At 63.7% G+C, this 26799-nt stretch carries 26 protein-coding genes; 16 read left to right on the top strand and 10 right to left on the bottom strand.

The window, feature by feature from the left end:
- On the bottom strand, positions 1–1448 hold a 1448-nt coding region (gene pdxR / locus AYR66_RS17840; protein WP_141104268.1), incomplete at its 3' end, for a MocR-like pyridoxine biosynthesis transcription factor PdxR.
- A 184-nt stretch (positions 1449–1632) separates the two neighbouring features.
- On the opposite strand from pdxR, the gene AYR66_RS17835 reads away from it, so the two are divergent.
- The 6 genes from AYR66_RS17835 to gabD all read left to right on the top strand — a co-directional run bounded on the left by AYR66_RS17835 (position 1633) and on the right by gabD (position 8786).
- The gene (locus AYR66_RS17835; RefSeq protein WP_088708624.1) at positions 1633–2904 is read left to right on the top strand and encodes a 4-aminobutyrate--2-oxoglutarate transaminase; all 1272 of its coding nucleotides are present in this window, start codon (positions 1633–1635) and stop codon (positions 2902–2904) included.
- A 31-nt stretch (positions 2905–2935) separates the two neighbouring features.
- The gene (locus AYR66_RS17830) at positions 2936–4036 is read left to right on the top strand and encodes an ABC transporter ATP-binding protein (RefSeq protein ID WP_234815043.1); all 1101 of its coding nucleotides are present in this window, start codon (positions 2936–2938) and stop codon (positions 4034–4036) included.
- 39 nt (positions 4037–4075) lie between these two features.
- Positions 4076–5104, top strand: a complete 1029-nt coding sequence (locus AYR66_RS17825) for an ABC transporter substrate-binding protein (RefSeq protein ID WP_088708622.1) — start codon at positions 4076–4078, stop codon at positions 5102–5104.
- Positions 5105–5194: 90 nt separating this feature from the next.
- Positions 5195–6478 carry an ABC transporter permease gene (locus tag AYR66_RS17820; protein ID WP_088708621.1) on the top strand — a complete coding sequence of 428 codons (1284 nt, stop codon included), beginning with the start codon at positions 5195–5197 and terminating at the stop codon, positions 6476–6478.
- 6 nt (positions 6479–6484) lie between these two features.
- Complete coding sequence (locus tag AYR66_RS17815; protein ID WP_088708620.1) at positions 6485–7321, top strand: ABC transporter permease; 837 nt, start codon at positions 6485–6487, stop codon at positions 7319–7321.
- 10 nt (positions 7322–7331) lie between these two features.
- Positions 7332–8786, top strand: coding sequence for an NADP-dependent succinate-semialdehyde dehydrogenase (gabD, locus tag AYR66_RS17810; protein WP_088708619.1), 1455 nt, complete (start codon positions 7332–7334; stop codon positions 8784–8786).
- Here gabD and AYR66_RS17805 read toward each other — a convergent pair whose 3' ends face one another.
- Positions 8787–10655, bottom strand: coding sequence for a diguanylate cyclase (locus AYR66_RS17805; protein WP_088708618.1), 1869 nt, complete (start codon positions 10653–10655; stop codon positions 8787–8789).
- Positions 10652–11749 carry an ABC transporter substrate-binding protein gene (locus AYR66_RS17800; protein WP_170942194.1) on the bottom strand — a complete coding sequence of 366 codons (1098 nt, stop codon included), beginning with the start codon at positions 11747–11749 and terminating at the stop codon, positions 10652–10654. The genes AYR66_RS17805 and AYR66_RS17800 overlap by 4 nt, the downstream gene beginning before the upstream one ends.
- Positions 11750–11967: 218 nt before the next feature.
- Here AYR66_RS17800 and hemE point away from each other — a divergent pair, with 218 nt between their 5' ends.
- The 9 genes from hemE (at position 11968) to AYR66_RS17755 (ending at position 20136) form a co-directional block, all read left to right on the top strand.
- Positions 11968–13086, top strand: a complete 1119-nt coding sequence (gene hemE, locus AYR66_RS17795) for a uroporphyrinogen decarboxylase (RefSeq protein ID WP_088709893.1) — start codon at positions 11968–11970, stop codon at positions 13084–13086.
- Between the two features lie 5 nt (positions 13087–13091).
- The gene (locus AYR66_RS17790) at positions 13092–14117 is read left to right on the top strand and encodes an FAD:protein FMN transferase (RefSeq protein WP_206047212.1); all 1026 of its coding nucleotides are present in this window, start codon (positions 13092–13094) and stop codon (positions 14115–14117) included.
- 66 nt (positions 14118–14183) lie between these two features.
- A complete protein-coding gene (locus tag AYR66_RS17785) occupies positions 14184–14711 on the top strand; it encodes a hypothetical protein (protein WP_141104100.1) in 528 nt (175 codons plus the stop codon).
- Positions 14692–15483: a cytochrome c3 family protein gene (locus AYR66_RS17780; protein ID WP_088709891.1), complete on the top strand. Its 792-nt coding sequence runs from the start codon at positions 14692–14694 to the stop codon at positions 15481–15483. Before AYR66_RS17785 ends, AYR66_RS17780 begins: the two co-directional genes overlap by 20 nt.
- Positions 15480–16040: a hypothetical protein gene (locus AYR66_RS17775; RefSeq protein WP_088708615.1), complete on the top strand. Its 561-nt coding sequence runs from the start codon at positions 15480–15482 to the stop codon at positions 16038–16040. The genes AYR66_RS17780 and AYR66_RS17775 overlap by 4 nt, the downstream gene beginning before the upstream one ends.
- Before the next feature lie 36 nt (positions 16041–16076).
- Positions 16077–17483, top strand: a complete 1407-nt coding sequence (ccoG, locus tag AYR66_RS17770; protein ID WP_088708614.1) for a cytochrome c oxidase accessory protein CcoG — start codon at positions 16077–16079, stop codon at positions 17481–17483.
- Positions 17484–17675: 192 nt separating this feature from the next.
- Positions 17676–17960 (top strand): FeoA family protein, encoded by a 285-nt coding sequence (locus AYR66_RS17765; RefSeq protein WP_088708613.1) that lies wholly within the window; start codon positions 17676–17678, stop codon positions 17958–17960.
- A gap of 8 nt (positions 17961–17968) precedes the next feature.
- Positions 17969–19852 carry a ferrous iron transporter B gene (gene feoB, locus AYR66_RS17760; protein WP_088708612.1) on the top strand — a complete coding sequence of 628 codons (1884 nt, stop codon included), beginning with the start codon at positions 17969–17971 and terminating at the stop codon, positions 19850–19852.
- Positions 19852–20136, top strand: a complete 285-nt coding sequence (locus AYR66_RS17755) for a DUF6587 family protein (protein WP_088708611.1) — start codon at positions 19852–19854, stop codon at positions 20134–20136. The genes feoB and AYR66_RS17755 overlap by 1 nt, the downstream gene beginning before the upstream one ends.
- A gap of 10 nt (positions 20137–20146) precedes the next feature.
- Here AYR66_RS17755 and AYR66_RS17750 read toward each other — a convergent pair whose 3' ends face one another.
- Positions 20147–20611: a hypothetical protein gene (locus tag AYR66_RS17750; protein WP_088709890.1), complete on the bottom strand. Its 465-nt coding sequence runs from the start codon at positions 20609–20611 to the stop codon at positions 20147–20149.
- A 322-nt stretch (positions 20612–20933) separates the two neighbouring features.
- On the opposite strand from AYR66_RS17750, the gene AYR66_RS17745 reads away from it, so the two are divergent.
- Complete coding sequence (locus AYR66_RS17745) at positions 20934–21800, top strand: endonuclease/exonuclease/phosphatase family protein (protein WP_088708610.1); 867 nt, start codon at positions 20934–20936, stop codon at positions 21798–21800.
- Here the strand turns inward: AYR66_RS17745 and AYR66_RS17740 are convergent.
- The 6 genes from AYR66_RS17740 to AYR66_RS29660 all read right to left on the bottom strand — a co-directional run.
- The gene (locus AYR66_RS17740; RefSeq protein WP_088708609.1) at positions 21784–22482 is read right to left on the bottom strand and encodes a PepSY-associated TM helix domain-containing protein; all 699 of its coding nucleotides are present in this window, start codon (positions 22480–22482) and stop codon (positions 21784–21786) included. The genes AYR66_RS17745 and AYR66_RS17740 overlap by 17 nt on opposite strands.
- 3 nt (positions 22483–22485) lie before the next feature.
- Positions 22486–23175 carry a DUF4198 domain-containing protein gene (locus AYR66_RS17735; protein WP_170942193.1) on the bottom strand — a complete coding sequence of 230 codons (690 nt, stop codon included), beginning with the start codon at positions 23173–23175 and terminating at the stop codon, positions 22486–22488.
- A 17-nt stretch (positions 23176–23192) separates the two neighbouring features.
- Positions 23193–25304: a TonB-dependent receptor gene (locus AYR66_RS17730; protein ID WP_088708607.1), complete on the bottom strand. Its 2112-nt coding sequence runs from the start codon at positions 25302–25304 to the stop codon at positions 23193–23195.
- Positions 25305–25366: 62 nt separating this feature from the next.
- A complete protein-coding gene (locus tag AYR66_RS17725) occupies positions 25367–25783 on the bottom strand; it encodes an ExbD/TolR family protein (RefSeq protein ID WP_088708606.1) in 417 nt (138 codons plus the stop codon).
- 10 nt (positions 25784–25793) lie between these two features.
- On the bottom strand, positions 25794–26504 hold the full coding sequence (locus AYR66_RS17720) for a MotA/TolQ/ExbB proton channel family protein (protein WP_088708605.1): 711 nt from the start codon (positions 26502–26504) through the stop codon (positions 25794–25796).
- Between the two features lie 13 nt (positions 26505–26517).
- A partial coding sequence (locus AYR66_RS29660; RefSeq protein ID WP_206047211.1) for an energy transducer TonB occupies positions 26518–26799 on the bottom strand: 282 nt, incomplete at its 5' end.

Here is a 26799-nt window from a genome sequence, read left to right as displayed (position 1 = left end):
CGGTCGAAAGTCGGTGCAATTGCTTCGTTGGGCACGCAGGCGTAACCGAGGAGCAGGCCCTTGCGGGCGGTGCGGGCATCCATGTAGTAGCGCGACAGCGGCCGGGCGATGATGCCCGCCGATTGCGCATGGCGGCTGATGACCGCGTCGTCGCAATTGTCCGGCACGCCCAGCGTCAGGTGCAGGCCGGCATCGCCACCGCTCATCGGCAGCGTGTCGCCGAAATTACGTTCGATCGCACCCTGCAGCAGGCGCAGCCTTTCCTCATACAGCACCCGCATGCGGCGGATGTGCGACGCGAAATGCCCCTCCGCCATGAAGTCGGCCAGCACCGCTTGCGTGAACACCTGGCCGCCGCGATACAGCTCGGACAGCCCGGTCGCGAAGGGCGCCGCCAGCGCCTGTGGCACGACCAGGAAGCCGATGCGCAGGCCGGGGAACAGCGTCTTGCTGAACGACCCGAGGTAGAGCACCCGGTCGTGCCGGTCCATGCCCTGCAGCGAGGCGAGCGGACGGCTGTTGTAGCGGAATTCGCTGTCGTAGTCGTCTTCCATGATCCACGCGTTATGCACTGCCGCGTACTCCAGCAGCATGCGCCGGCGCGACAGGCTCATCACCGGGCCGAGCGGATACTGGTGCGAAGGCGTGACGAAGATGAAGCGCGGCGGATGGCGCCAGTCGCCGTTGCGCAGGTCGATGCCTTCGCTGTCGACCGGGACCGGCACCGGCTTCAGGTTCAGCGAGTGCAGCACGCTGCGCGTGCCCCAGTAGCAGGGATCCTCGACCCATGCGCGGTCGCCGGCTTCCGCCAGCAGCTTGGCCGCCAGGTCGATCGACTGGTGGATGCCGGTGGTGACCAGCACCTGTTCGGCCGTGCAGTTCACCGAGCGCACCACGCGCAGGTATTCCGCGATCGCTTCCCGCAGCGGCGGGTAGCCGCCACCCTGGCCATAGGTCAGCAGGTCGGGGCGGGCGCGCCGCCAGTACTTGTTTTGCAGGCGGCTCCAGGTCTTGGTCGGGAAGTGCGTCACGTCCGGCACGCCGGGCATGAACGCGCCCCACTGCAGGCGATAGGCGCCGGCCTGTTCCACCAGCTGTGAGCCGCGCAGCGACAGGCCGAGGCGGCTCGACGGGTTGATCGGGATCGCCGCGCCCGATTCGGCTTCGGGGATCTCGTCCGGCACCGTGTCGGCGACGAAGGTGCCGGCGCCAACGCGCGTTTCGAGGAAGCCTTCCGCCACCAGCTGCTCGTACGCGTAAGTCACAGTGTTGCGCGACATCTTCAGCTCGCGCGCGAGGTCGCGCGATGACGGCAGCTGCAGGCCCGCGGGCAGGACGTGCGCGAGGATCGCTTCGCGGATCACCTGGTACAGCTGGCGGTTGACCGGTGCGCCGGACTGGCGGTCGATGCGTTGCAGGAGGAAATCGGACAGGGCGGCGATACGCAAAGTGGCACCTTCTTGAATGCTCGGAAAACCCCATCTATGGAGCCACGTCGCCCTGTTCCTTGTCAATGCTCAAGCCCACGTTTTGAAGTGGCACCATCAAATAAACAAAAGTGGCTCTATTTTATGGAGCCAAAGCGACAGTACGATTCGTCCATCGCATTTACACAAGGCAAATGGAACGAAGATGAAGAATTCCGAATTGCAACGCCGCAAAGACGCGGCCACCCCGCGCGGTGTCGGCGTGATGTGCCAGTTCTACGCGGACCGTGCGTCCAACGCCGAGCTCTGGGACGTGGAAAACCGCCGCTACATCGACTTCGCCAGCGGCATCGCGGTGCTCAACACCGGCCACCGCCATCCGAAGCTGATCGAGGCAATGCAGAAGCAGCTCGACAAGTTCACCCACACCGCCTACCAGATCGTCCCGTACGCCAGCTACGTCGAACTGGCCGAGCGCATCAACGCCATCACACCGGGCGACCATGCGAAGAAGACCGCGTTCTTCTCCACCGGCGCAGAAGCTGTCGAAAACGCGATCAAGATTGCCCGCGCTGCCACCGGCCGTCCGGGTGTGATCGCCTTCTCCGGCGGCTTCCACGGCCGCACGATGATGGGCATGGCGCTGACCGGCAAGGTGGTGCCGTACAAGGTCGGCTTCGGCCCCTTCCCGGGTGAAGTGTTCCACGCACCGTTCCCGATCGAAGTGCACGGCATCACGACACAGGATTCCCTCAACGCGCTGCAGGCGCTGTTCAAGTCCGACATCGACCCGAAGCGCGTCGCGGCCATCATCCTCGAGCCGGTGCAGGGCGAGGGCGGTTTCTACCCGGCGCCTGTCGAATTCATGCGCGCCCTGCGTGCACTGTGCGACCAGCACGGCATCCTGCTGATCGCCGACGAAGTCCAGACCGGCTTTGCCCGCACCGGCAAGCTGTTTGCGATGGAGCACTACGGTGTGATTCCTGACCTGATGACGATGGCCAAGAGCCTCGCCGGGGGCATGCCGCTGTCCGCGGTGTGCGGACGCGCCGAGATCATGGATGCACCCGCGCCCGGCGGCCTCGGCGGCACCTATGCCGGCAATCCGCTGGCAGTCGCTTCCGCGCATGCGGTGCTCGATGTAATCAAGGAAGAAAACCTGATCGAGCGCGCCAATGTCCTCGGCCAGCGCCTGAAGGACAAGCTGAACGAATTGCGCGAAGTCGGCGTGAAGGAAATCGCCGACGTGCGCGGCCTCGGTTCCATGGTCGCGGTCGAATTCATGAAGCCCGGCACGCGCGAGCCCGATGCCGATTTCACCAAGCGCATCCAGGCACGCGCGATGGAAAACGGCCTGCTGCTGCTGACCTGCGGCGTGCATGCGAATGTAATCCGCTTCCTGTTCCCGCTCACCATCAGTGACAAGCTGATGGACGAAGCGCTCGGCATCCTCGCCGACGCCCTTCGAGAGCGCTGATCCACGAGAACGAGTTGGGAGACAAGACGTGCTGAATGAAGAACATATCCAACGTGACACCCTCGTCGCCTTCCGCGGCGTGAAAAAAACCTATGACGGCGAGCATCTCGTCGTCAAGCATCTCGACCTCGACATCGAACGCGGCGAATTCCTGACGCTGCTCGGCCCGTCGGGGTCGGGCAAGACTACCTGCCTGATGATGCTGGCGGGCTTCGAGTTCCCCACCGGCGGCGAGATCCGCCTCGAAGGGCAGCTGCTGAACAAGGTGCCGCCGCACAAGCGCAACATCGGCATGGTGTTCCAGAACTATGCGCTGTTCCCGCACATGACGGTGGCGCAGAACGTTGCCTATCCGCTGTCGGTGCGCAAGGTCGATTCCGTGACCCGCGCAGCGAAGGTGAAGCAGGCGCTGGACATGGTGCAGATGGGGAAATTCGCCGACCGCTATCCGGCGCAACTCTCCGGCGGCCAGCAGCAGCGCATCGCGCTGGCGCGCGCGCTCGTGTTCGAGCCCAAGCTGGTGCTGATGGACGAACCGCTGGGCGCGCTCGACAAGCAGTTGCGCGAACACATGCAGCTGGAGTTGAAGGCGCTGCACCAGCGCCTCGGCCTGACCTTTGTCTACGTCACCCATGACCAGAGCGAAGCGCTCACCATGTCGGACCGCGTCGCGGTGTTCGACCAGGGTGTGATCCAGCAGCTGGCCGAAGTCGATGATCTCTACGAGCATCCGCAGAACCAGTTCGTGGCCGGCTTCATCGGCGACAACAACCGCTTCAGCGGTACGGTCGCCGCAGTCGACGGCAGGCAGTGCGGCATGCGCCTGCCCGACGGCAGCATCCTCACCGGCCTGAACATCGGCGGCGCCACCGCCGGGCAGCGTGTCACCGCCTGCGTGCGCCCCGAGCGCATCCGGCTGGTGCCGGCCGCTGAACAGGCGTCGAATGCGCTGCGCGCCACGGTCTCCGACCTGATTTATTTCGGAGACCACGTGCGCGTGCGCTGCGCGTTGCCGCAGCAGGATGATTGCTTCGTCAAGATCGCGCTCAGCGACAGCGCGCTGCCGGAACTGCGCACCGGATCGCCGGTGGTGCTCGGCATCGAGCCCGACCGCCTGCGGGTCTTCCAATAGGTTTTTTTCACCACGTCCAAGAAGATAAAAGGAGTCTCCATGAAACTGCACGCCCCTGCCGTCCTGCTTGCCGCGCTCGCCTCCGCCGGTCTTGCGCAAGCCGCTGAACTCACCGTCGTCAACTTCGGCGGCGCCAACAGCAATGCACAGAAAATCGCCTATGTCGAACCGTTCCAGAAGAATGGCGACAAGGTGACCGTGGTCGAATACAACGGCGAAATGGCCAAGGTGAAAGCCATGGTCGAAGCCAAGAAGGTGAGCTGGGACCTGGTGGAAGTGGAATCGGGTGAAGTCGGCCGCGCCTGCGAAGAAGGCCTGCTCGAAAAGATCGACCACAGCAAGTTCGGCAAGAAGGATGATTTCCTGCCGGCGGCCTTCCATGAATGCGGCTTCGGCGCGTTCGTCTGGTCCACCGTGCTCGGCTACAACGCCGACAAGCTCAAGACCGCGCCCAAGGGCTGGGCCGACTTTTGGGACGTGAAGAAATACCCCGGCAAGCGCGGCATGCGCAAGGGCGCGCGCTACAACCTCGAATTCGCACTGATGGCCGATGGCGTGCCGACCAAGGATGTCTATAACGTCCTGTCGACCAAGGCCGGCGTCGACCGCGCATTCAAGAAGCTCGACGAGATCAAGCCGCACATCCAGTGGTGGGAAGCCGGCGCGCAGCCGCCGCAATTCCTGGTGGCTGGCGATGTCGTGATGTCTACCGTGTTCAACGGCCGCATCGATGCCGCGCAGCGCGAAGGCAAGAACCTCGGGATCTCCTGGGCCGGCGCAATCTACGACCTCGACTACTGGGTAATCCCGAAGGGCGCGAAGAACAAGGACGCCGCCGAGAAGTTCATCGCCTTCTCCAGCACCCCGGAAGCGCAGCACACCTACGCAACCAAGATCGCCTACGGCCCGGTGAACAGCCTGGCGCTCAAGCGGCTGGATGCGAAGACGCTGGCGAACCTGCCGACATCGACCGCGAACGTGAAGGACTCAGTGCAGCAGAACCTCAAGTTCTGGACCGACCATGGTGAAGAGCTGGAGCAGCGTTTCACCGCCTGGGCAGCCAAGTAATATTTAACAGTGTCTCCTCGCCGTCATCCGGCGTTTTGATGCCGCCCTCGCGGGCGGCATCCTTTTCCTTACAAGAACGAGTCAAGAGACATGAATTCTCCCGCTATCGGGGTCGCGTTCGACACCCTCCCGGCCGAACCTTCCACGGCCCAGCTCAAGCGTGAACTGCGCGCCGCACAGCTGCGCAAGCGCATGGCCGCCATCGCGCTGATCGCGCCGCTGATGATCTTCCTGCTGGTTACTTTCGTCGCGCCCATCGTCATCCTGCTCAAGCGCGCGGTGGAGAACCCGGAAGTGGTTTCCGTGCTGCCGAAGACCGTGCAGGCGATTGCCGCGTGGGACCGCCACGGCACGCCGTCGGACGAGACCTTCGCCGCCTTCGCCGACGACCTCGCCGTGGCGAAGGAGCAGAACGTGGCCGGCGTGCTGGCGCGGCGCATCAATGCCGAGATTCCCGGTTCGCGTTCGGTCATCATGAAGACTTCACGTGCGATGCCGCGGCTGGATGCGCAGGGCCAGCGCCTGAAGCCGGCCGAGGTGCGCCAGGCGCTGGTCGACATCGACGAGCACTGGGGTCAACCGGAATACTGGCAGGCGATCGCGCGCAACGGCTCGCGCTATTCGCCGTATTACCTGCTGGCGTCGATGGACTTGAAGCAGGATGGTTTCGGCAACATCGAGCAGGTCGACGACACGCAATCCGCCTACCGCGCGATCTTTGCGCGCACCTTCATGATCAGCCTCGGCGTCACGCTGTGCTGCCTGCTGCTCGGCTATCCGCTCGCGTACTGGCTGTCGACGATGAGCGAGCGCCGCGCCAACCTGTTCATGATTCTGGTGCTGATCCCGTTCTGGACCTCGATCCTGGTGCGTGTCGCGGCGTGGATGGTGCTGCTGCAGGCGGAAGGCCTGGTCAACAAGTCGCTGATGCTGACCGGCCTGATCGATGCGCCGCTGGAGCTGCTGTTCAACCGCACCGGCACCTACATCTCGATGACGCACATCCTGCTGCCGTTCATGATCCTGCCGATGTATAGCGTGATGAAGTCGATCCCGCCGAGCTACATGCGCGCGGCGGTATCGCTGGGCAGCCATCCGTTCGCCGCCTTCTGGCGCGTGTACGTGCCGCAGACGGCGCCTGGCGTCGGCGCGGGCGCGCTGCTGGTGTTCATCCTCGCGCTCGGCTACTACATCACGCCTGCGCTGCTAGGCGGCACCAACGAGCAGATGGTCAGCTACTACGTCGCGTACTTCATCAACGTGACGATCAACTGGGGCATGGCGTGCGCGCTGGGCACCCTGCTGTTCGCGGCGACGCTGCTGCTGTATGGCGTGTATCGCAAGTTTGCGAAGATTGATGTGAGCATGGGGTAAGCAACGATGAAAACCATTCTGCCAACTTTCGCCCCCTACCAGTCCCTCACCGAGCGTGCGTGGTTCTTCATCCTGCGCGGACTCAACGGGCTCACGCTGCTGTTCCTGGTGCTGCCCATCCTGGTGATCGTGCCGCTCTCGTTTTCCGAGAGCACCTTCCTGTCCTATCCGATGCCGGGCGTGTCGCTGCGCTGGTACCAGAACCTGTTCGAATCGGAAGAGTGGATGCGCGCCGCGAAGAACAGCTTCATCGTCGCGCCCGCCGCCACGCTGATCGCCACCGTGCTCGGCACGCTGGCCGCGGTCGGCCTGAACAAGGCGGAGTTCCGCGGCAAGGGACTGGTGATGGCGGTGCTGATCTCGCCGATGGTGGTGCCGGTGGTCGTTGTCGGCGTCGGCGTATACCTGTTCTTCGCCGACATCGGGCTGTCCGAAAGCTACATCGGGCTGATCCTCGCGCATGCGGCGCTGGGAGCGCCCTTCGTCGTGACCACCGTGGCGGCAACCTTGCAGGGATTCAACCACAACCTGGTGCGCGCCAGCCTCAGCCTCGGTGCGAGTCCGCTGTCGACCTTCTTCCGCATCACGCTGCCGGTGATCGCGCCGGGCCTGGTGTCGGGCGCGCTGTTTGCATTCGCGACTTCATTCGATGAAGTGGTGATCACGCTCTTTGTCGCCGGTCCGGGACAATCGACGCTGCCGCGCCAGATGTTCTCCGGTATCCGCGAAAACATCAGCCCGACCATCGCCGCGCTGGCGACGATCCTGATTGTATTTTCTACCTGCCTGCTGCTCGCGCTGGAATGGCTGCGCGGCCGCAACAAGGCAGCCGCCAAATTCTGAGGAGAAATCCATGCTGAACCTGAAAGATCCTTCCCTGTTCCGCCAGCAAGCTTTCGTTGCAGGCCAGTGGTGCGATGCCGACGACAAGACCACCTTTCCCGTCACCAATCCGGCGACAGGCGAAACGATAGGCAACGTGCCGCACATGGGCGCGGCCGAAACGCGCCGCGCAATTGCCGCCGCCAATGAAGCATGGCGCGGCTGGCGCGCGAAGACCGCGAAGGAACGCAGCGCCATCCTGCGCAAGTGGAACGACCTGATGCTGGCCAACGCCGATGACCTCGCGCTGATCATGACAGTGGAGCAGGGCAAGCCGCTAGCCGAGTCGAAGGGCGAGATCGGCTATGCCGCTTCCTTCATCGAATGGTTCGCGGAAGAAGGCAAGCGCGTTGCCGGCGACACGCTGCCGTCGCCGTGGGCGGACCGCCGCATCGTCGTGACCAAGGAACCGATCGGCGTCTGTGCCGCGATCACGCCGTGGAACTTCCCGGCAGCGATGATCACCCGCAAGGTCGGACCGGCGCTGGCAGCAGGCTGCCCGATGGTGGTCAAGCCGGCAGAAGGCACGCCGTTCTCCGCGCTCGCGATGGCGGTGCTGGCCGAGCGTGCAGGCGTTCCGGCGGGCGTGTTCTCGGTCGTCACAGGCGATGCGCGCGCGATCGGCGGCGAGATGACGTCCAACCCGACGGTACGCAAGCTCAGCTTCACCGGCTCGACCGAAGTCGGCCGCCTGCTGATGCAGCAATCGGCTGCCACCGTGAAGAAGCTGTCGCTCGAATTGGGCGGCAATGCGCCCTTCATCGTGTTCGACGATGCCGACCTCGATGCGGCGGTCGAAGGCGCGATGGCGTCCAAGTACCGCAATGCCGGCCAGACCTGCGTATGCGCGAACCGCATCTATGTGCAGGACGGCGTGTACGACGCGTTCGCCGACAAGCTGGTTGCCGCGGTGCGCAAGCTGAAGGTCGGCAACGGCCTCGAGCCGGGCGTCACGCAAGGCCCGCTGATCGACGAGGATGCGGTGAAGAAGGTCGAGCTGCATGTCGCCGATGCGACGGAAAAGGGCGGTCGCGTGCTGACCGGCGGCAAGCGCCACGCGCTCGGCCACACTTTCTTCGAGCCGACGGTGATCGCCGGTGTGACCTCCGACATGCGCGTGGCGAAGGAAGAAACCTTCGGCCCGCTGGCGCCGCTGTTCCGCTTCAAGACCGACGAGGAAGCGATCGCGCTGGCCAACGATACCGAGTTCGGCCTCGCCAGCTATTTCTATTCGCGCGACATCGGCCGCATCTGGCGCGTCGCGGAAGGGCTGGAGAGCGGCATGGTGGGTATCAACACCGGCCTCATCTCGAACGAGGTTGCACCCTTCGGCGGCGTGAAGCAGTCGGGCCTCGGACGTGAAGGTTCGAAGTACGGGATGGACGATTACCTCGTCATCAAGTACCTGTGCATGGGTGGAATTTAATTATTCAGCCAGCACGGTCCGGTTGCGGCCGTTCTTGGCGCGGTACAGCGCCAGGTCGGCATCCTGCAGCAGCGAATCAAAATCCTGGTGCAGGCCGTGCTTCAGGCAGGCGACGCCGACGCTGACCGTGACGCGGTCGGCGACATTCGATGATTCATGCGGGATGTGGGCGTCCCAAGTCGCCTCGCGGATGCGTTCCGCCAGGACTTGCGCCTGTTCGGGACCGGTATTGGGCAGCAGCACCACGAATTCCTCGCCGCCGAGGCGGGCCAGCAGTTCGCCGGCGCGGTTGAACAGCGGCGTCAGCAGTTCGGCCAGCGCCTGCAGGCAACGGTCGCCCTGCGCGTGGCCGTAGTTGTCGTTGTAGCGCTTGAATTCATCGATATCCACCATCAGCACCGACAGCGGCGAATCGGCCCGTATCGCGCGGCGGAATTCGACTTCCTTCATCTCGTCGAAGTGGCGGCGGTTGGCGAGGCCGGTCAGCGAATCGTGGCGGCTCAACGAGTGCAGTTCGCGGTTGGCCTTCTGCAGCGCCTGCTGGGTATCGAGCAGGGTCATCTGCGCCGCCTTGTGATCGAGCATGTTGGCCGACACGCGGGCCGCCAGTTCGAGCAGCGTGGCGTTCTCGTTTTCCTGCAGGATCGCGCGGCCGGCGAGGCAGAGCAGGCCGACAGTATTGCCCTTTACCTCCACCCCGACCGCGGTGTAGGCGTCGCAGCCGAGCAGCGCGGGCAGCAGGTCTTCCGGATTCGACTTCCGGTCCCCGCACAGCCAGACGCGCGTACGGCGGTCGGCCAGCATGCGGCGCGGCAGCACATCGTCGGACAGGAAGCTGCCCTTCCAGTCGCTGTCGTCGTTCAAAGGCGGCCAGGCATTGGCGACTGTGAAACCGTGCGCTTCCATGTTGTAGGTATAGAGCAGGCAGCGGCGCGCGCCGAAGTAGTCGCCGAATGCCGACAGGCCGTGGTCGACGGCTTCGTTCGCATGTCCCGGCGGCAGGTTGATGAAACGCGTCAGCACGCGGATGATCAACCCATGGAAACCGCGCAGCCGCTCGAGCGAACGGGTCCTTTCTCCCACCATTTCAGACAACCGGTCGCGGTGCTGGCGCAGTTCGTCTTCCATGGTGCGCTTGTTGTCGATGTATTCCGCCAGCTGCCTGTTGAGCTGGTTGAAGGCGCCGCACAGCTGGTCGAGCTCATCCTCGTGGCGCCGCTCGTGCCGCTGCAACCCCAGGCCCTGGCCGAGCGCGGTCGGATGCAGCTGAGCGACCTGGGCCGCCATGTGCGACAGGTGGCGGGTCACCAGGCGGCCGATCAGCCAGGCGATCAGCAGGCAGAGCACCAGTCCCTTGATCGCTTCGCCGGTCAGGATGCGCATCGCGCCGGTTTCGATGTGGTGCAGGAAGGCCGGCCGATCCACATACAGGTGCAGGTGGCCGACCACCAGGTCGGGATTGAACGGGCTGACGAGAGGCTCGCGCCAGGATAGCGAATCGGCCGGGTCGTGCTCGCTTCCGTGGTCGAGCAGCAGGGCCGTGCTGCGCTTGTGGGCGTGCACGTTCTGGCCGATGGTGGTAGTCAGCACCGCATGGCCGACCATCGGGAAGCTCGCCAGGCCGTCCATCTGCAGCCGTACCGCGGCCATGTCCAGGTCCCACAGGCTGTTGGCGAGGCTCTTGCGGTAGCTGGCGGCGGCAAAGCGCAGCTGGTCGAGGGCGGCGGTGCGCTCTTCGTGGTAGTCGACTCCGATCAGGACGGCTGTCATCAACAGCGTCACCAGCGTGCTGTACAGCAGCGCCCACGCGACCACGCGGCGGCTCAACGGGCGGAAGGGCTTGGCGGCTTGCTGGACGGGATCGGTCATTTCAGGGCGGGCAGCAGGCCGAACTGGTAGCCGCGCAGGTGTGGATTGAGGTGCCGCGAAAACGCGCGGAAGTCGATCCCGCTGAAGTCTTCATCGCCGAAGCGTGTCAGGAAGCGCTGCGCACGTTCCTCGTCGAACATCACGAACAGCGGCAGCACGACCTCCACGCCGTCGCGTGCGAAATCCTTGCCGTGGTGGTAGTCGTGCAGCATGACCAGCGCCCAGGCGGCAGTGGTGAAGTGGCCGCCGGCAAGCGCCGCGATGCGGCCCTGCACCCGCGCCTGCAGCACCGGCGGCGAGTTGTTGATGGCCGACACCAGCAGGTCGGCGCCGGCCTTGCGGCCCGCCGCTTCGGCGGCATCGATGGCGCCGAAGGCCATCAGGTCGCTGGCGGCCCAGAAGGCATTGAGCTTTGGATAGCGCAGCAGCAGGGCCGCCGCCTGTTCGGCGGCGCGCGCCTGGTCCCAGTTGCCGAAGACAACCTGTTCCAGCACCACCGACGGTTGGGCGGCAAAGGCGTCGACCGCGCCCTGCAGGCGCTGGGTGCCGGTCGGCGTGGCCTTGTCTCCGGCGATGACGGCGACATGCACCTTGCCGTCGTCGGCCACGATGCGCTGCTGCAAAGCCTGCCGGACCAGTTCCTCGGCGGTCAGCCTGCCTGCATCGGTGGCGTTCGTGGTCACTGAACCGAGCCAATGCCGGAATTTCTGGCGTGGCTTGCCGTAGGCGGCCTGCGACTCGGCCATCCCGCTGTAGACCACCAGCGACTTCACGCCGGCATTCTCGGCGATCTTCAGCATCTCCCCGGCGGCCAGCTTTTCATTCACCAGCAGCAGATAGTCCGGCCGTTGGGGACGCGCACAGACTTCGCGCACCATCTCGATCATTTTCAGGTGGTCCCGCTCCGCGTACAGGACTTCGAGCTTGATGCCGAGCTGTTCCGCGGCGGGCTGGGCGAAACGGGTGGCGCTGCGCCAGAACGGTTCGTCGGAGCGGCCGGGATTGATGAAGACGACATGGAAAGCGGCAGCCCACAAGGCAGGACTTGCCAGGGTCAACACGATGCCGAGGCCGGCGGCGATCCAGCGGTGCATGGCCAACTCCTTCATGACACGACCGCAGGCTGATCTTGCCGCGCAAGGGCGGCTTCTAAAATTGCGGCACGGAAACGTCAACTATAGCGCCGGCGGAGGTCAATCAGAAGCATTTTCGGTGCTGCGCCGCCGTGCACAACAAATTCCTTGATATGGATGCAGGAAATCCGATGTGCCGCGGCATCGGCGATAATGGCGGATTCGTGAAAGGTTTCGCCATGTCCGCTTCCTCCAGCTCTCGCTTCGCCCCCCTCCAGAACGACACCTTCCTGCGCGCCCTGCTGCGCCAGCCCACCGAGTACACGCCGATGTGGCTCATGCGCCAGGCCGGCCGCTACCTGCCGGAATACTGCGCCACCCGCAAGCGCGCCGGCTCCTTCCTCGGCCTGGCCAAGAACCCGGACTTCGCCACCGAAGTCACGCTGCAGCCGCTGGACCGCTACGCGCTGGACGCGGCCATCCTGTTTTCCGACATCCTCACCGTGCCCGATGCGATGGGACTGGGCCTGTACTTCGCCGAAGGCGAGGGCCCGAAGTTCGAGCGTCCGCTGCAGGATGAGCAAGCGGTCAAGGCGCTCAAGGCGCCCGACCTGTCCGAACTGCAGTACGTGTTCGACGCCGTCACCCAGATCCGCACCGAACTGAACGGCCGCGTGCCGCTGATCGGCTTTTCCGGCAGCCCGTGGACGCTGGCCTGCTACATGGTCGAAGGCGGCGGCTCGGACGACTTCCGCAAGGTCAAGGCGATGCTGTACAACCGCCCGGACCTGATGCACCACATCCTGCGCACCAACGCCGCGGCGGTGGCGTCCTACCTGAACGCGCAGATCGATGCCGGCGCGCAGGCGGTAATGATTTTCGATACCTGGGGCGGCGCGCTGGCCGACGGCGTGTACCAGCGCTTCTCGCTGGCCTACATGCGCGACGTGGTCAGCCAGCTCAAGCGTGAGCACGACGGCGTGAAGATCCCGGTGATCGTGTTCACCAAGGGCGGCGGGCTGTGGCTGGAAGAGATCGCCGACATCGGCGCCGACGCGGTGGGCCTGGACTGGACGGTCAACCTGGGCAAGGCGCGCGAGCGCGTGGGCCACAAGGTGGCCTTGCAGGGCAACCTCGACCCGAACGTGCTGTTCGCCGGTCCGGAACAGATCCGCGACGAAGTGGCGAAGCTGCTGGATTCCTACGGCAAGCCGGAAGCCGGGCATGGGCACGTGTTCAACCTCGGCCACGGCATTTCGCAATTCACCCCGCCGGAATCGGTGTCGGTGCTGGTCGAGGCGGTGCACGAGATGAGCCGCGCATTGCGCGAGGACACCCTGAAAGTCGCCAACAGCTGATCCTCATGCGCGCATTCCGTTTCCTGCTGGCCGCCTGCATGCTGCTCTTTCTCGCCGCGTGCAGCCGCAATGATGCAACCTATCGCACCAAGGGAGAAGTATTCGGCACGGTAGTCGATGTCAGTATCTATGGGGAATCGGAGGCGCGCGCCAACCAGCTCGGCGAGCGGGTGATGGAAGAGTTCGGCCGCCTGCACAAGAAGTTCCATGCGTGGAAGCCGAGCGAACTGACCGCGTTGAACGACGCCATTGCGCGCGGAGAGCCGTACCAGGCTGACGCTGAAATGGTGGACCTGCTGAAGGCTGCAACCAGGCTGGCGGAAGAGGCGGGCCATACCTTCAATCCCGCAGTCGGTCGCCTGATCCGGCTGTGGGGATTCCAGACCAGCGACATCCGCCCGCAAGGGCCATCGCCGGAAGAAATCAAGCGGCTGGTGGATGCCAACCCGCGCATGTCGGACCTCGTGTTCGAGGGCACGAAAATATCAAGCCGTAACCCGACGGTCATGCTCGACCTCGGCGGCTATGCCAAGGGCTACGCGCTCGATCGCGCCGCACAGATCCTGCGCGCGGAGGGCGTGAAGGCCGCGCTCATCAATGTCGGCGGCAACCTGCTCGCGATCGGCCAGCCGGGCAAGCGCCTGTGGACAGTCGGCATCCAGGACCCGCGAGGCGCGGGAATGATCGCTACTGTCGAACTGCATGATGGCGAGGCGGTAGGCACCAGCGGTGATTACCAGCGCTACTTCATGAAGGACGGCAAGCGTCACGGCCATATCATCGACCCGCGCACGGGGCAGACGGTCGACCACGTCGCCGCGGTCACCATTATCACTTCCGGCGGCAAGGATGCCGGCACGCGTTCGGACGGCTATACCAAGCCTCTGTTCGTGATCGGGCCGGAAAACTGGCAAGCGATGGCGCAGCGCCTGGGGCTGAAGGAAGTGATGCTGATCGACACGAAAAAGAATGTGATGATGACGCCGGCAATGCGCGAGCGCATGTCGGGGTCGAAAGCACAGAACGGCTAAGAACCCGGGGTGCACATCGCACCCTGCAGAAAAATGCAAAAGTGGACCGACAGGGAGGAGTCCGCGATGCGCAATGAACCTCTGATTTTTTTCCACCTCAAGCTGGTGGCAAAGATCAGCCTGGGCGTCGGCACGGTGGCCGTGCTGTCCCTGCTGATTTCGCTGCTGCTCATCTCGGGGCCGATCGAGGAAACCTATTCCGCGATCGTGCGTACCAACAGCATGACGCAGGCCAACCTTGGCAAGGTCATGCTGGCCATCGGCCTGATGCTGGTCGCGATCGCGGGCGTCATCACCTGGCTGATTACGCTCTACAGCAGCTTCCGCATCGTCGGGCCGCTCTATCGCTTCACGCAAAACCTCAAGCTCGCAGGCACCAGCGATTCTTCCCCGCTGATCGAATTGCGCAAAGGGGACGCGCTGGGCGAGCAATCGGCCAATATCAAGCAGGCAGTCGTCACGTTGCGCGACCATTACGCCGTCGTGGAGCAAGTGTCGGCGGAAGCGCTGCAAGCGTTCGAAAACAACGATGCCGAAGCATACAAGGACGCCGTTACACGGCTGAAAGCGCTCGATGAGAAGGTTCGGCTCTAAACTCTTCATTCTGCTGGCGCTGGCCGTCCTCGCGGCAGGATCGCTGCTGCACGCTTCGCTGACCGGCAGCGGGCAGACACACCTGCAGAAAGAGGATTGCAACGGCTGCCACCTGGGCGGGCGTGACGTCACGCCGCAGCAGGCTGGCATGCTGCTCGGCAGCCAGGAAGCGCTGTGCGGCAAGTGCCATCCGGCGGCGATCAAGGTCAGCCATCCGAGCGGCTTCACACCGAAGGGCAAGATTCCCGAAACCTATCCGCTGGACTGGAAGGGCGACCTGACCTGCAGCACCTGCCATGAAGTGCACGGCAAATCGCCGGGACTGATGCGCGGCGAGAAGGCCGGCAAGGAACTCTGTTTTTCCTGCCACGACCAGGCTTTCTTCCGGAAGATGCGCGACGGCGGTGCCTCGCTGATGGTCGGTCACCTGGCCGGAAACAATTCCGTCAACGCCGCTTCGATGGACGTCTACACGCGGCAATGCATGGAGTGCCACGGCAACAACGGCGATCCGCGGCTCAATACCAAGATCGACCGCAACAGCGTCGCGCGGCATGCCGGCGGGCAGGTCAACCATCCGGTCGGCGTCGACTACCAGAAGGCCGCGGCGTACGGCGGCTACCGTCCGCGCAAGACGGTCGAGAAAAAGATCCTGTTGCCGGGCGGGCTGGTGAGCTGCGTGTCCTGCCACCAGGGATACCAGAAGGACCACGGGAAGCTGGTGGTGACCGTTGAATATTCCAAGCTGTGCTACGAGTGCCACGACATATGATCCCGATCTCCGCCGACGACCGCCGCCAGACCATCTATGTCGACCACATCGTGCAGAAGTGGCTGCTGGTGGCGCTTGTCATCCTGGAATGCACGCTTACCGGCCTCGCGATATGGGGTCTGTACGCCGAGCTGGGGGAGATTATCGAGCGCAATACCTACCGCATTCATTTTTCGCCGGACGACAACATGCTGCGCGAATTCTTCATTGAAGGCGCGAAGATCCTGATCGGCGCCGGCGTCGTCAACCTCGTGGCCATCATCCTCGCGGACCGCATCTGGGGCTGGTATGTGAAGAGCATCGTGCGCGGCATCGACAAGGTCATGTTCGCGGCACAAAACCTGGACCTGACCGCGCAGCGCGACGTCAAGCGCGCGCACGCCGTGCTGGACCGCGTGCTGCGCTGGCAGCGCGCGGAAGGCTTGCGCCTGCGGCGTATCCGCCATTCCGTGCGCCACCTGCCGGACACGCTGCCGGCGGAACCCGCTGAACGCAAGGCGGTGCTGGCGCACCTGCGCATGGTCAACGACCGTGGCGCGCATCCCTTGGGAGAGTAGCGCAGTGCCGCTCTCGCGGCAGAAGTAAAAGAGAAGATGCAGCACCCGGAACGTTCCCACGCCATCATTCGCATGTATGCGCCGCACGAAAAGATTTACGTGCGGGAGGTGCACGGCCGCTTCACGCGCCTGCGCTGGTTGTGTGTCTGGCTGACTCAGGTCGTCTATTACGGCCTGCCGTGGCTGACCTGGAATGGGAGACCGGCAGTGCTGTTCGACCTCGCCGCGCGCAAGTTCTACCTCTTCGGCATCGTGCTCTGGCCACAGGATTTCATTTACCTTGCCGCCATGCTGGTGCTCTGCGCCTGCCTGCTGTTCCTGCTGAGTGCCATCGCGGGGCGCGTATGGTGCGGACTCGCTTGTCCGCATACCGTGTACACCGAAATCTTCATGTGGATCGAGCGCAGGATCGAGGGCAATCGCAGCGCCCGCCTGCGGCTCGACAAGCAGCTGATGTCGCCTGCGAAATTCGCACGCAAGGCGGCCAAGCACACGGCATGGATTGCTGTTGCAGCGTGGACCGGCATCACGCTGGTGGCGTACTTCACGCCGGCGCGCGTGTTGCTGCATGAAATCGCCGCTTTCGACATCGGCCCCTGGCAGGCGTTCTGGATGCTGTTCTACAGCGGCTTCGCCTACATGAATGCCGGATGGATGCGTGAGCAGATCTGCCAGTATCTGTGCGCGTATGCGCGCTTCCAGAGCGTCATGTTCGACCGCGATACGCTGCTCATTACCTACGACGAGCAACGCGGTGAACCGCGCGGCGTGCGCCGAACCTGGCGCGCGGGGGCAGGGCCCAAGCTTGGTGATTGCATCGACTGCAAGCTCTGCGTGCAGGTTTGCCCGGCAGGCATCGACATCCGTGACGGATTGCAGTTTGAATGCATCGACTGCGCGGCATGCGTCGATGCCTGCGACGGCGTGATGGACAAGGTCGGCGCGCCGCGCGGCCTGATCCGCTATGCAACCGAGAATGCGCTGCGCGAAGGACTGTCGCTGAAGGAGGTACGGCGTCGCATTGCCCGGCCGAGAGTACTGGCATACGCCGGAATCCTTGTCACCGCGCTCGCGCTGACCTTCGGCTCGCTTGCCTTCCGCACGCCGCTCAAGCTGGACGTGATCCTCGATCGCAGTGTCATGGGCCGGGTCACGGACGATGGCATGGTCGAGAACGTGTACCGGCTGCAGCTGATGAATACGGACGAGCGGGCGCACCGTTTCCGGCTTTCGGTGTCCGGAATGGATTCCTTGCAGGTCGAACCGGCTGCCGGCATCGAGGCAGGGCCGGCCGCAGCGCAGACCTTTGCCGTGCGCGTTCGCACCGTACAGGGAAGGGGCAGCCCCGGTGCCAATCGCATCAAATTCGAACTAACTGCAGACGATAGTTCGAGCCTGCATCTCTCCGAACCGGCGGTCTTCTATATCCCCGGCTTGCAATGAGGGGGGCACCATGGGCTGCATGCACTCATGCTGGCGCATTGGTACGCGGCAGTACGTCCCCACAATTCCGCCATCTTTTTCGACATATAGTTACTTTAGATAATTGCGAATCGTATTGAGAATGATTATCATTAAGTGAATTGACTTGCCTCCGCATGGCAAGCCGCCCCAACGCCATCTGGAGGATCACCCATGCCAGTCACCACGACCGCACCGCGCCACGGCGACGTGCTTTGCCTCAGCCACCTTCGGAAAGGGCAGTCCGCGAGCGTCCTCGGCACACTCGACGGCGAGGGCGACGACCACGCCGCCATGAAGCGCCGCCTGCTCGAACTCGGATTCGTGGCGGGGGAAACCATACGCGTGGTCGCCGAAGCGTTTCCGGCGCGCGATCCGATCGCCGTCCGCGTCGGCAATACCACTTTTGCGCTGCGCCGGCATGAAGCCGCGCTGGTACGCGTCGCCACCAAGTCCTGAGGCAAGGCATGCAGCCCGCACAACCCCTGCGCCTGGCCCTGGTCGGCAACCCCAATTGCGGCAAGACCGCGCTCTTCAACCGCCTGACGGGCGCCCGCCAGAAGGTCGCCAACTACGCAGGCGTCACGGTCGAGCGCAAGGAAGGGCATTTCACTTCCGCCGCCAGCGGCCGCGCCTTCCAGGTCGTCGACCTGCCGGGCGCCTACAGCCTGAATGCGATGACGCCGGATGAAGCCATTACCCGCGACGTGCTGTTCGGAAAACAGGCCGATGAAGTGCTGCCCGATGTGATCGTGCTGGTCGCTGACGCCACCAACCTCAAGCTCAACCTGCGGCTGGTGCTCGAAGTGCTGCGCCTCGGACGGCCGACCGTGCTTGCACTGAACATGATGGACGTCGCCCGCAAGCGCGGCGTGGTCATCGATACCGCGCGCCTGCAGCAGGAACTCGATATTCCCGTAATCGAAACGGTCGCGGTCAAGCCGGGCGGTGGCGAAGCGCTGGTCGCGCAGCTGGACCGCCTCGCGGTCGAGCCGCAGCGCGCCCGCAGCGCCGCCGGAAGCCGGTTTAATGACGGCAACGGCGATAAGCTTGAAGCCACCCAGCGCGAAGTGCGCCGCATCCTCGACGCCGTCATCCGCCACGAAGGCCAGGCACACACGGCCAACGACCGCATCGACGCCGTCGTGCTGCATCCCGTCCTGGGCTACGCGCTCCTGGCCGCCGTGCTGTTCCTGATCTTCCAGGCGGTGTTCAGCTGGTCGGAAGCACCGATGAACTTCATCAAAGAAAGCATTGCCGCCCTTGGCGCGATAGTCAATGCGCAGCTTCCCGAAGGACCGGCACGCAGCCTGCTGGTTGACGGCATCATCGCCGGCGCCGGTAGCGTGCTGGTTTTCCTGCCACAGATCCTGGTGCTGTTCTTCTTCATCCTCATCCTCGAGGAATCCGGCTACCTGCCGCGCGCCGCCTTCCTGCTGGACCGCCTGATGGGCAGCGTCGGCCTTTCGGGCCGCGCATTCATTCCGCTGCTCTCCAGCTTCGCCTGCGCCATTCCCGGCATCATGGCCACGCGCACCATCCAGAACCCGCGCGACCGCCTCGCCACCATCATGATCGCGCCGCTGATGACGTGTTCGGCACGGCTGCCGGTCTATGCGCTGGTCATCGGCGCCTTCATCCCGGATCGCACGGTCGGCATCTTCAACCTGCAGGGACTGGTGCTGTTCGCCCTCTATGTCACCGGCATCATCTCGGCGATGGCCGTGGCGTGGATCTTCAATCTGGCGAAGGGCAAGGGGCGCTACCAGCCGCTGATGCTGGAACTGCCGAACTACCACTTGCCGAACTTGCGCAACCTCGCCATTGGCCTGTGGGAGCGCGCCCGCATCTTCATGACCCGCGTGGGCACGATCATCCTGTCGATGATGATCCTGATCTGGTTCCTGTCCAGCTTCCCGGCCGCACCTGAAGGGGCGACCGGTGCCGCGATCCAGTACAGCCTGGCGGGTCAGATCGGCCATCTGCTTCAGCCCTTGTTCGAGCCGATCGGCTTCAACTGGCAGATTTCGATTGCCCTGATCCCCGGCCTTGCCGCTCGTGAAGTCGCTGTCGGTGCGCTCGGCACCGTGTATGCCTTGTCGGCAACCGGGGAAGAGCTGGCCACCACGCTCACGCCGATGATCGCCTCCACCTGGAGCCTGCCGACAGCCTTGTCGCTGCTCGCGTGGTACGTCTTCGCGCCGCAATGCATTTCGACGCTGTCGACCGTTTGCCGCGAAACCGGCTCCTGGCTGCCGGTGCTGGCAATGACCGCCTACATGTTCACCCTGGCCTACCTGGCATCGTTCATCACGTTCCAGGTCAGCCGCATGTTGCTGGGAGGTGCGTGATGCAGGAATTGATTGTTGCCGTGGCGGTTGCCGGCGCGGCCGCTTTCCTGCTGAAGCGCTATGTTCCCCGCGCTCTCAGCGGCGCCGTGTTACGCTCGGCAGTGCGTCTGGCCAGCCGAAGCGGTCATGCCAATCTGGCGGACCGGCTGGAACGTGCGTCGACAAATCTGCAGCGCGCATCGGCCTGCGGCGGTTGTTCCGGCTGCGGTAGCAAGGACAAGCCGGACAGCCAGGGACGGCATGGCATTTCTGTCGAGGCGCTTCGACGCAGCGCGAAGCGATAAGCGCTCAATCTCAAAAGCGTTGAAAGCCGGATTCGATCCAGCTCGCAGCCGCTGAACGGGACAGCTTGAAGTCGGGGGCCACCTGCATGCGTGCCAGTTCGTCGCCGAGCGCATCCACGGCGGTAAGGATCGCGTGCGGGCTGTCTTCGTCGGGGATGATATCGAGCGCTACGGTAACCGTATCATCTGCCATGCTGACGGTGACCTCCCGATGCAGTTGCGCGCGCCGTTGTTGCTCGTGCCGGCGCAGTACCTCACGCGCCGTCTTGACCAGGGTTTGAAAAGCCGCGTGATCGAGCGGCTTCGGATTGACCTTGTCCCGCCCCATCGTCCACGGTCCAACGAGCGCGGGCTCGCTCTCGCCGTCCTGGTACATGGCGACCGCCCAGCCGTCGCCATCCTCGTTCTTGACGACCCGCGCTGTCCAGCCGTCGTCTTGCCAGAGCCGGTCTTCGTGCACCCGCACATCCTCCATGGATGCCGTGTCCAGGTCGAACGCATCAGGGGCGATATCGTAATCGGTTTTCATTGCTACACGTCCTTATTCAAGAGCGATGCGGTGGCGGATGCAAAGCCGCATACGTTCTTCATTATACTGTATTTATGTACAGTATTGAGAGTTGGTAAACGTCCAACCTGCCTGTGCAATGCGGCGCCTGTCCCCTGCAAGGACGCGCAACTGTCTTCTTCGCGACGTGCTGGCCACGCTTCCTGGCATGGGCCTTCTTTGGCTTGGCCTTTGTGTAGTCGCTATAGTGAGTTACATGGCCGAGTGAGACGTAGAAAGGCGGTGCGGGATGCATGTCAAAGTTCTGAGCTGGAACATTCAGTGGGGGCGCGGTGCGGAGGGCCGCGTCGATCTTGACCGCATTGCTTCCGAAACGCGTCGCATCGCTGACGCGGATGTGATTTGCCTGCAGGAAGTCAGTGCGGGTTATCCGGACTTGCCGGGATGCGACGGCAGCGACCAGTTTGCCGCGCTGGCAGCACGCTTTCCGGACTACCATGCCATTGCGGGCGCGGCTACCGATGTCGCTGGCCCTTCCATGTTACGGCGCCTGTTCGGCAACATGATCCTGTCGCGTTATCCGGTACTGCGCATCGGCCGGCAATTGCTGCCGTGGCCTTCATCGCCCGGCGTGCCAAGCATGCAAAGGATCGCGCTCGAAGCGACACTGGATACCCCGCTTGGCCCCATCAGGGTGACATCCACCCACCTCGAATACTATTCCCTCGAACAACGGCTGGCGCAGGTACAGCGCCTGCGCGAGCTGCACAAGGAAGCCGTGGGCCACATGCGCAGCACAGTTTCCCTGCAGCAGGTATCGGCACCGTTCATGGCAGCGCCGCGCGCAGCGGCGGCAATCCTTGCAGGCGACTTCAACTTCACGCCCGATTCACAGGAATTCAGTGAGATGACCGCGCTATTCGACGGAGGGATTCCGCCTTACGTGGATGCATGGGGAAGGGCGCATCCCGGCGCTGCGCACGTGCCTACCCTCGGTGTGCATGACAAGCAGCAATGGCCCGGACCACCCTTTACCACCGATTTCATTTTCGTCAGCGAAGACCTGGCGGGACTGGTGGACGACGTGCGGGTGGACAGCGCCACCACGGCATCCGACCACCAGCCGGTGTTGCTGACACTTAGACAGACCACATGAACCAGAGCGCGCCGGTGAGGGCGCCGACGCTGGTCATGACGGCGATCGTGCGTACCGTGTGAAGCTGTGTCCAGAGCAGCAGGCCGGTGATCGACAGCAGGATCAAGCTGCCGGCAACGGTATCGGTGAGCAGCACCCAGAACGCATTGACGCCGACCGACGTGTGCAGGCGCGTCAGTGTCCCGATCGGCGTCGCATCGATCTTGTCGAGCTTGACGAAGCGGTTGCCGACGAAATACTCCGCGTTGATGCCCTGGTCCGGCCGGGCGAAGTTGATAGTCCAGCGTTCCGGCTGCATGACTTCCTTGTCGGCCCACACGACTTTCTTTGCTGGCTGCGTCTTCATTACTGGCGGCGATACGGGCACGAAGGCCAACTCCTGCTGCAGCCATGCGGCCATGTCTTCCGGCTTCTCGAAACTGCGCTCGGGCAGCGTGACCTGTACCGTCTTCTGCACGGTTTTTTCGACCGGGATCTTCATGATCGCCCGGTGGTTGAGCAGGAAGCCGGTTACGCCGAACAGCAGGCCCAGTACCGCGCCCCACAAGCCGACATAGAGATGCGTCTTGCGCAGCCAGGTCAGGAAAACGGCGCGGCGGCTACGCGTGCGTGTCGTGCGTACGGTGCCTTCGGGCGCCGTTACGGTGGTATCGAGAGTACGGGAAAATACGTCGGCCTTCATGCATTACTCCATTGGATGAGCGGGCGGGACAGCTGGGCCGGGATCGGCGCCTTCAGTCTTGATGAATGTGTAGGTGAAGTGGTTGCGGAGGTTGTCGTACTTCTTTCCGCCGAATTCGCCGGGCGTCTTGTCCACGTGCAGTACGTGCAGCACATACTGTCCGCGCCAGGGCGTATTGATGCGAACGACGCCCTGCGCGTCCGTCGTGTGCTCCTGCATCCAGGTATTGGGAGCGATCACCTCCAGCTTGGCATCCTTGAGCGGCTGGCCGCGGTAGAGGACGGCGTAGGTGTTCGGTCCCTGTGCCTGCACGTCGAGCGGCAACGCGGTCCCGCGCACCGGGCCGCTGCGCGCATAGTAGTTTTGCTTGGCGATGCCGAGGCCGTTCTTGCCAAGATCGCGCACGTCGAGCGACTCCTCGGACACGATGACGGCCGCGCCGCTGCCGCCGATGGCAAAGTGCTCGGTGGTTCGGGTGATGGAAGCGAGGGACCTGGTTCCGCCGGCATCGACGGTGAAGGCCTTCGGCCCCTTGATATTGTCGAGCTTGCCGGGACTCTTTTCCTTCAGCAGGGCTTCCGCTTCGCCGAAGTACAGCTTTGCGCTGCCGTCGGCGCCTTCGATCCAAAGATAGTGTGCCTGTGCGGCGCCACAGGCGAGCAGGGAGGCGATGGCGATGGCGAGTTTGCTCATGGATTTGTATTCCGTCATCAGAACTTGTAGCGCGCGGTCAACTGCACACTGCGCGGTGCGCCGGGCAGGTTCAGGTTGGCCGATGAACCATGACCGGACACGATGTATTCGCGGTCGAACAGATTCATCACGTTCAGCGTCAGGTCGAGTGGGCCCATGCGGTAGTACGCCATGGCATCCACGGTCGTGTAGCCGGGCAGCGTGACGGTGTTTCCCGGATTGGCGAAGCGGTCGCCAACATAGCTGACGCCGGCGCCGAGGCCGAATCCGTCACCCAAGGCCTTGGTGACCCAGACGTTGGCGGCATGCTTCGGCGTCAGCGTCGGGCGCTTGCCTTGTACCGGCTGGCCGGCATCACGCGCGATCGACGACGTGACTTTCCCCTCAAGGTACGAATAGCCGGTCCAGACCTGCCAGCCTTGCGACAGGTCGCCGGTGAAGGTTAGCTCCAGGCCATCGGTGCGTTGCGTGCCGACCGGAACCAGGCGGTTGGTCGCCGGATCGGTCGACTTGATGTTGGTGCGTTCCAGGCGGAACAGCGAGGCGGTCGCGGACGCCTTGCCGTCGAAGAAATCGAACTTGGCGCCGACTTCCTTGTTGGTCGTTTCTTCCGGCGCGATCTGGGCGTTGTTCACGGCCAGCGGGAATGACTCGCCGGATGGCTGGAAGGACTTGCTGAACGACGCGTAATACGACTGTGCTTCCGTGGGCTGGTATACCAGGCCGGCGCGCGGGCTCCACGCCGTATCGGTGCGGTTCAGGTTTGGTTGACCGACCCGGCGTTCCTGGGTTTCCTGCTGGAAGTTGTCATAGCGGAGACCAACCATCGCCTTCCACTGGTCGGACAGACTCACCAGGTCCTGCACATAAGCGCCGGCGGTTTTGAGGATGCCGAGATTGTTGGTCGACGGTGCGGCGGTCACGGTGAACGGTACGACTGGCGCAACCGGATTGAACAGGGACACCGTCGCGATGTTGTTCTGCGTGCGGAAGAACTGGTCCTTGTCCTGCTTGCCGAACTCTACGCCGTACAGGATCTGGTGGGCCATTCCGCCGAAGGCGGCTTTCTGCACCAGCTCGGTCTGGTTGAAGTAGCCGTCTTCATCGCGCATCACGTTGCTACGGTTGAGCGAGGCGGTCAATGCGGCTTCGTTGACCAACCCGACCAATGTATTGTTGCGGTCGAGGGAGTAGGTGTAGCGGCGGAACGCATTCCGCAGCGACAGCGTGTCGCTGAAACGATGGTCCAGCGTGAAGCCGAGGGCATTGACGTCGGCTTGCGAGTAGTCGAAGTTGCGTGCGTTGGCGGCGCCGTAGTAAGTGCCGGGAGCGACGTCGACCGGGAGACCGCGATAGGACGGCACACCGAAGTCGGTGACGCGACGGTCGGACAGGTACTCGGCCTGCAGCAGCAGTCTGGTCTGGTCGCTCAACCTGAAGGAGAGGGACGGGGAGATGGCTTCGCGGTCGAGGAATTGCTGGTCGCGATAGCTGTCGGCGCGCTCGATCGCGCCGGTCACGCGGAAGGCAACGCCGCTGTCTTCGAAGTTGCGGCCGACATCGAATTCACCGCGGCGCTGGCCCCAGCTACCCACCGTGACGCTGACTTCGCTCTTGTCCGTACCTGGCTTCTTGGTGATGCGGTTGATCAGTCCGCCCGACGAGCCGCGCCCGTACAGGACCGATGCCGGGCCCTTGATGATCTCCACCTGTTCGATGTTCGACAGGTCGCGGAAGTACATCGCATCGTCGCGCAAGCCGTCGATGAACTGGTCGGCAATCGCGGTAAAGCCGCGAATCGTCACCTGGTCGCGCTGGCCGTCGCCGTGCGACAGGCCGATGCCGGGAACCATCTTCATGACGTCCTGCATGGATTTCGCGCCCTGGTCACGCAGCAACGTCTGCGGCACGACGTTGACGGTCTGTGGAATGTCACGCAACGGTGCTTCGACCTTGGTCGCGCTGGAGGCGGTCGGAGGATTGTAGGTCGGCGGTGCCTCGCGGCTGCTCTTGACTTTTACTTCGGGGAGGTCCGCTTCCGCGGCCTTGCTTTGTGCGAATGCGGGAGCGGCGAGTTGTTGCACCGCGAGCGCCGCCAGGAGCGCCAGCTCAGTCTTCTTCAGGTTCATGTTTTCTTTTTGAGGAAAGAGGCTGGCTGGGATGTACCTGGCTGGCGATTTAGGTGATGGAGTTATTTTCCTTGCGGGTTAGTGACAAAGCCGATCTTGCCCAGACCGCCCGACTGCGCGGCGGACATCACCTGCGCGATCTTTTCATACTGCGTGGTGCGCTCCGCATGCAGGTGCAGCTCGGGCTGTGGTTCCTTCTGCGCGGCGACGGCGATCCGGCTCTTCAGTTCGGTGTCGTCGATAACCTCGTTGTTCCAGTACGTCTTGCCCTGCGCATCGATCGACAGGTTGATATTTTCCGGCTGGGTCTGGTTCGGCTGGCTGGTCGCGCGCGGCAGGTCCAGCTTCACGTTGTGGTTCATGACCGGCACGGTGATGATGAAGATGATCAGCAGCACCAGCATCACGTCGACCAGCGGCGTGGTGTTGATCTCGGGATTGAAATCGTCTTCCGAATCGGACAGGGAGCCCATGGCCATGATGCGCTCCTTACTTCGCGACTGCGACCAGCTTCGCGCCTTCGGTCTGCTCGGCGCGGGCGCCGGTGACGAAGAGGGCGTGCAGGTCGAAGCCGAACTTGTTGAGCTTGGCGGTGATCGTCTTGTTGCCGCGGACCAGCGCGTTGTAGCCGAAGGTGGCGGGAATCGCGACCGCGAGGCCGAGCGCGGTCATGATCAGTGCCTCGCCCACTGGGCCGGCAACCTTGTCGATGCTGGCCTGGCCCGCGGTGCCGATCGACACCAGCGCATGGTAGATGCCCCACACCGTGCCGAACAGGCCGACGAAAGGCGCGCTCGAACCGACCGACGCCAGCACTGCCATGCCGGTCTGCAGCTTGCCGGCGGCTTCGTCGATCGCCTGGCGCAGCGAGAGGGTGACCCAGTCGCTGACCGAGAGCTGGTCGTGCAGGTGACCCTTGTGCGCGTTGTGGTGGCGCATGGCGACGACCCCTGCATGGGCGATGTCGGCGAAGGGGTTGTCCTTGCCGAGGGTGGCGAGGCCTTCGTTGACGCTGGTCGTATCCCAGAACTGATGACCCGCCGCCTTGCCCGCGCGGCCATAGCGCCACAGCTGCAGCGCCTTGGTGACGATCACGTACCAGGATGCGACCGACATCGCGATCAGCAGGAAGGCGACGCCCTTGGTGACGAAGTCGCCTTGGGTCCAGAGGGTTTCGAGGCCGTACGGGCTGGATTGCATGATGGATCCTTACTTAATTGTCTAACTGGAATCGGATGGGAACGATGGCGTAGGCGGGCACCGCCTTGCCGTCTTCGATGAAGGGCTTGAAGAGCGCGCGCATCACTGCCTTGCGCGCTGCCTCGTCGAGACGGGCGAAGCCGGAGCTGGTCTGCACATCGGCGCGTTCGGGGCGGCCCTTTTCGTTGACCAGAACGCGCAGCACAGCCTTGCCTTCTTCGCCCATGCGGCGCGATGCCGGCGGATATTCGGGCTGCGGGGGCTGCAGGTATTCGATGCCGGAAGTAATGGTCTT

The organism is Noviherbaspirillum denitrificans (genome assembly GCF_002211445.1).
GTDB classification, from domain to species: Bacteria; Pseudomonadota; Gammaproteobacteria; order Burkholderiales; family Burkholderiaceae_D; genus Noviherbaspirillum; species Noviherbaspirillum denitrificans.
The sequence above is the reverse complement of the archived record's forward strand: the minus strand, read 5'-3'. Positions and strand labels throughout refer to the sequence as shown.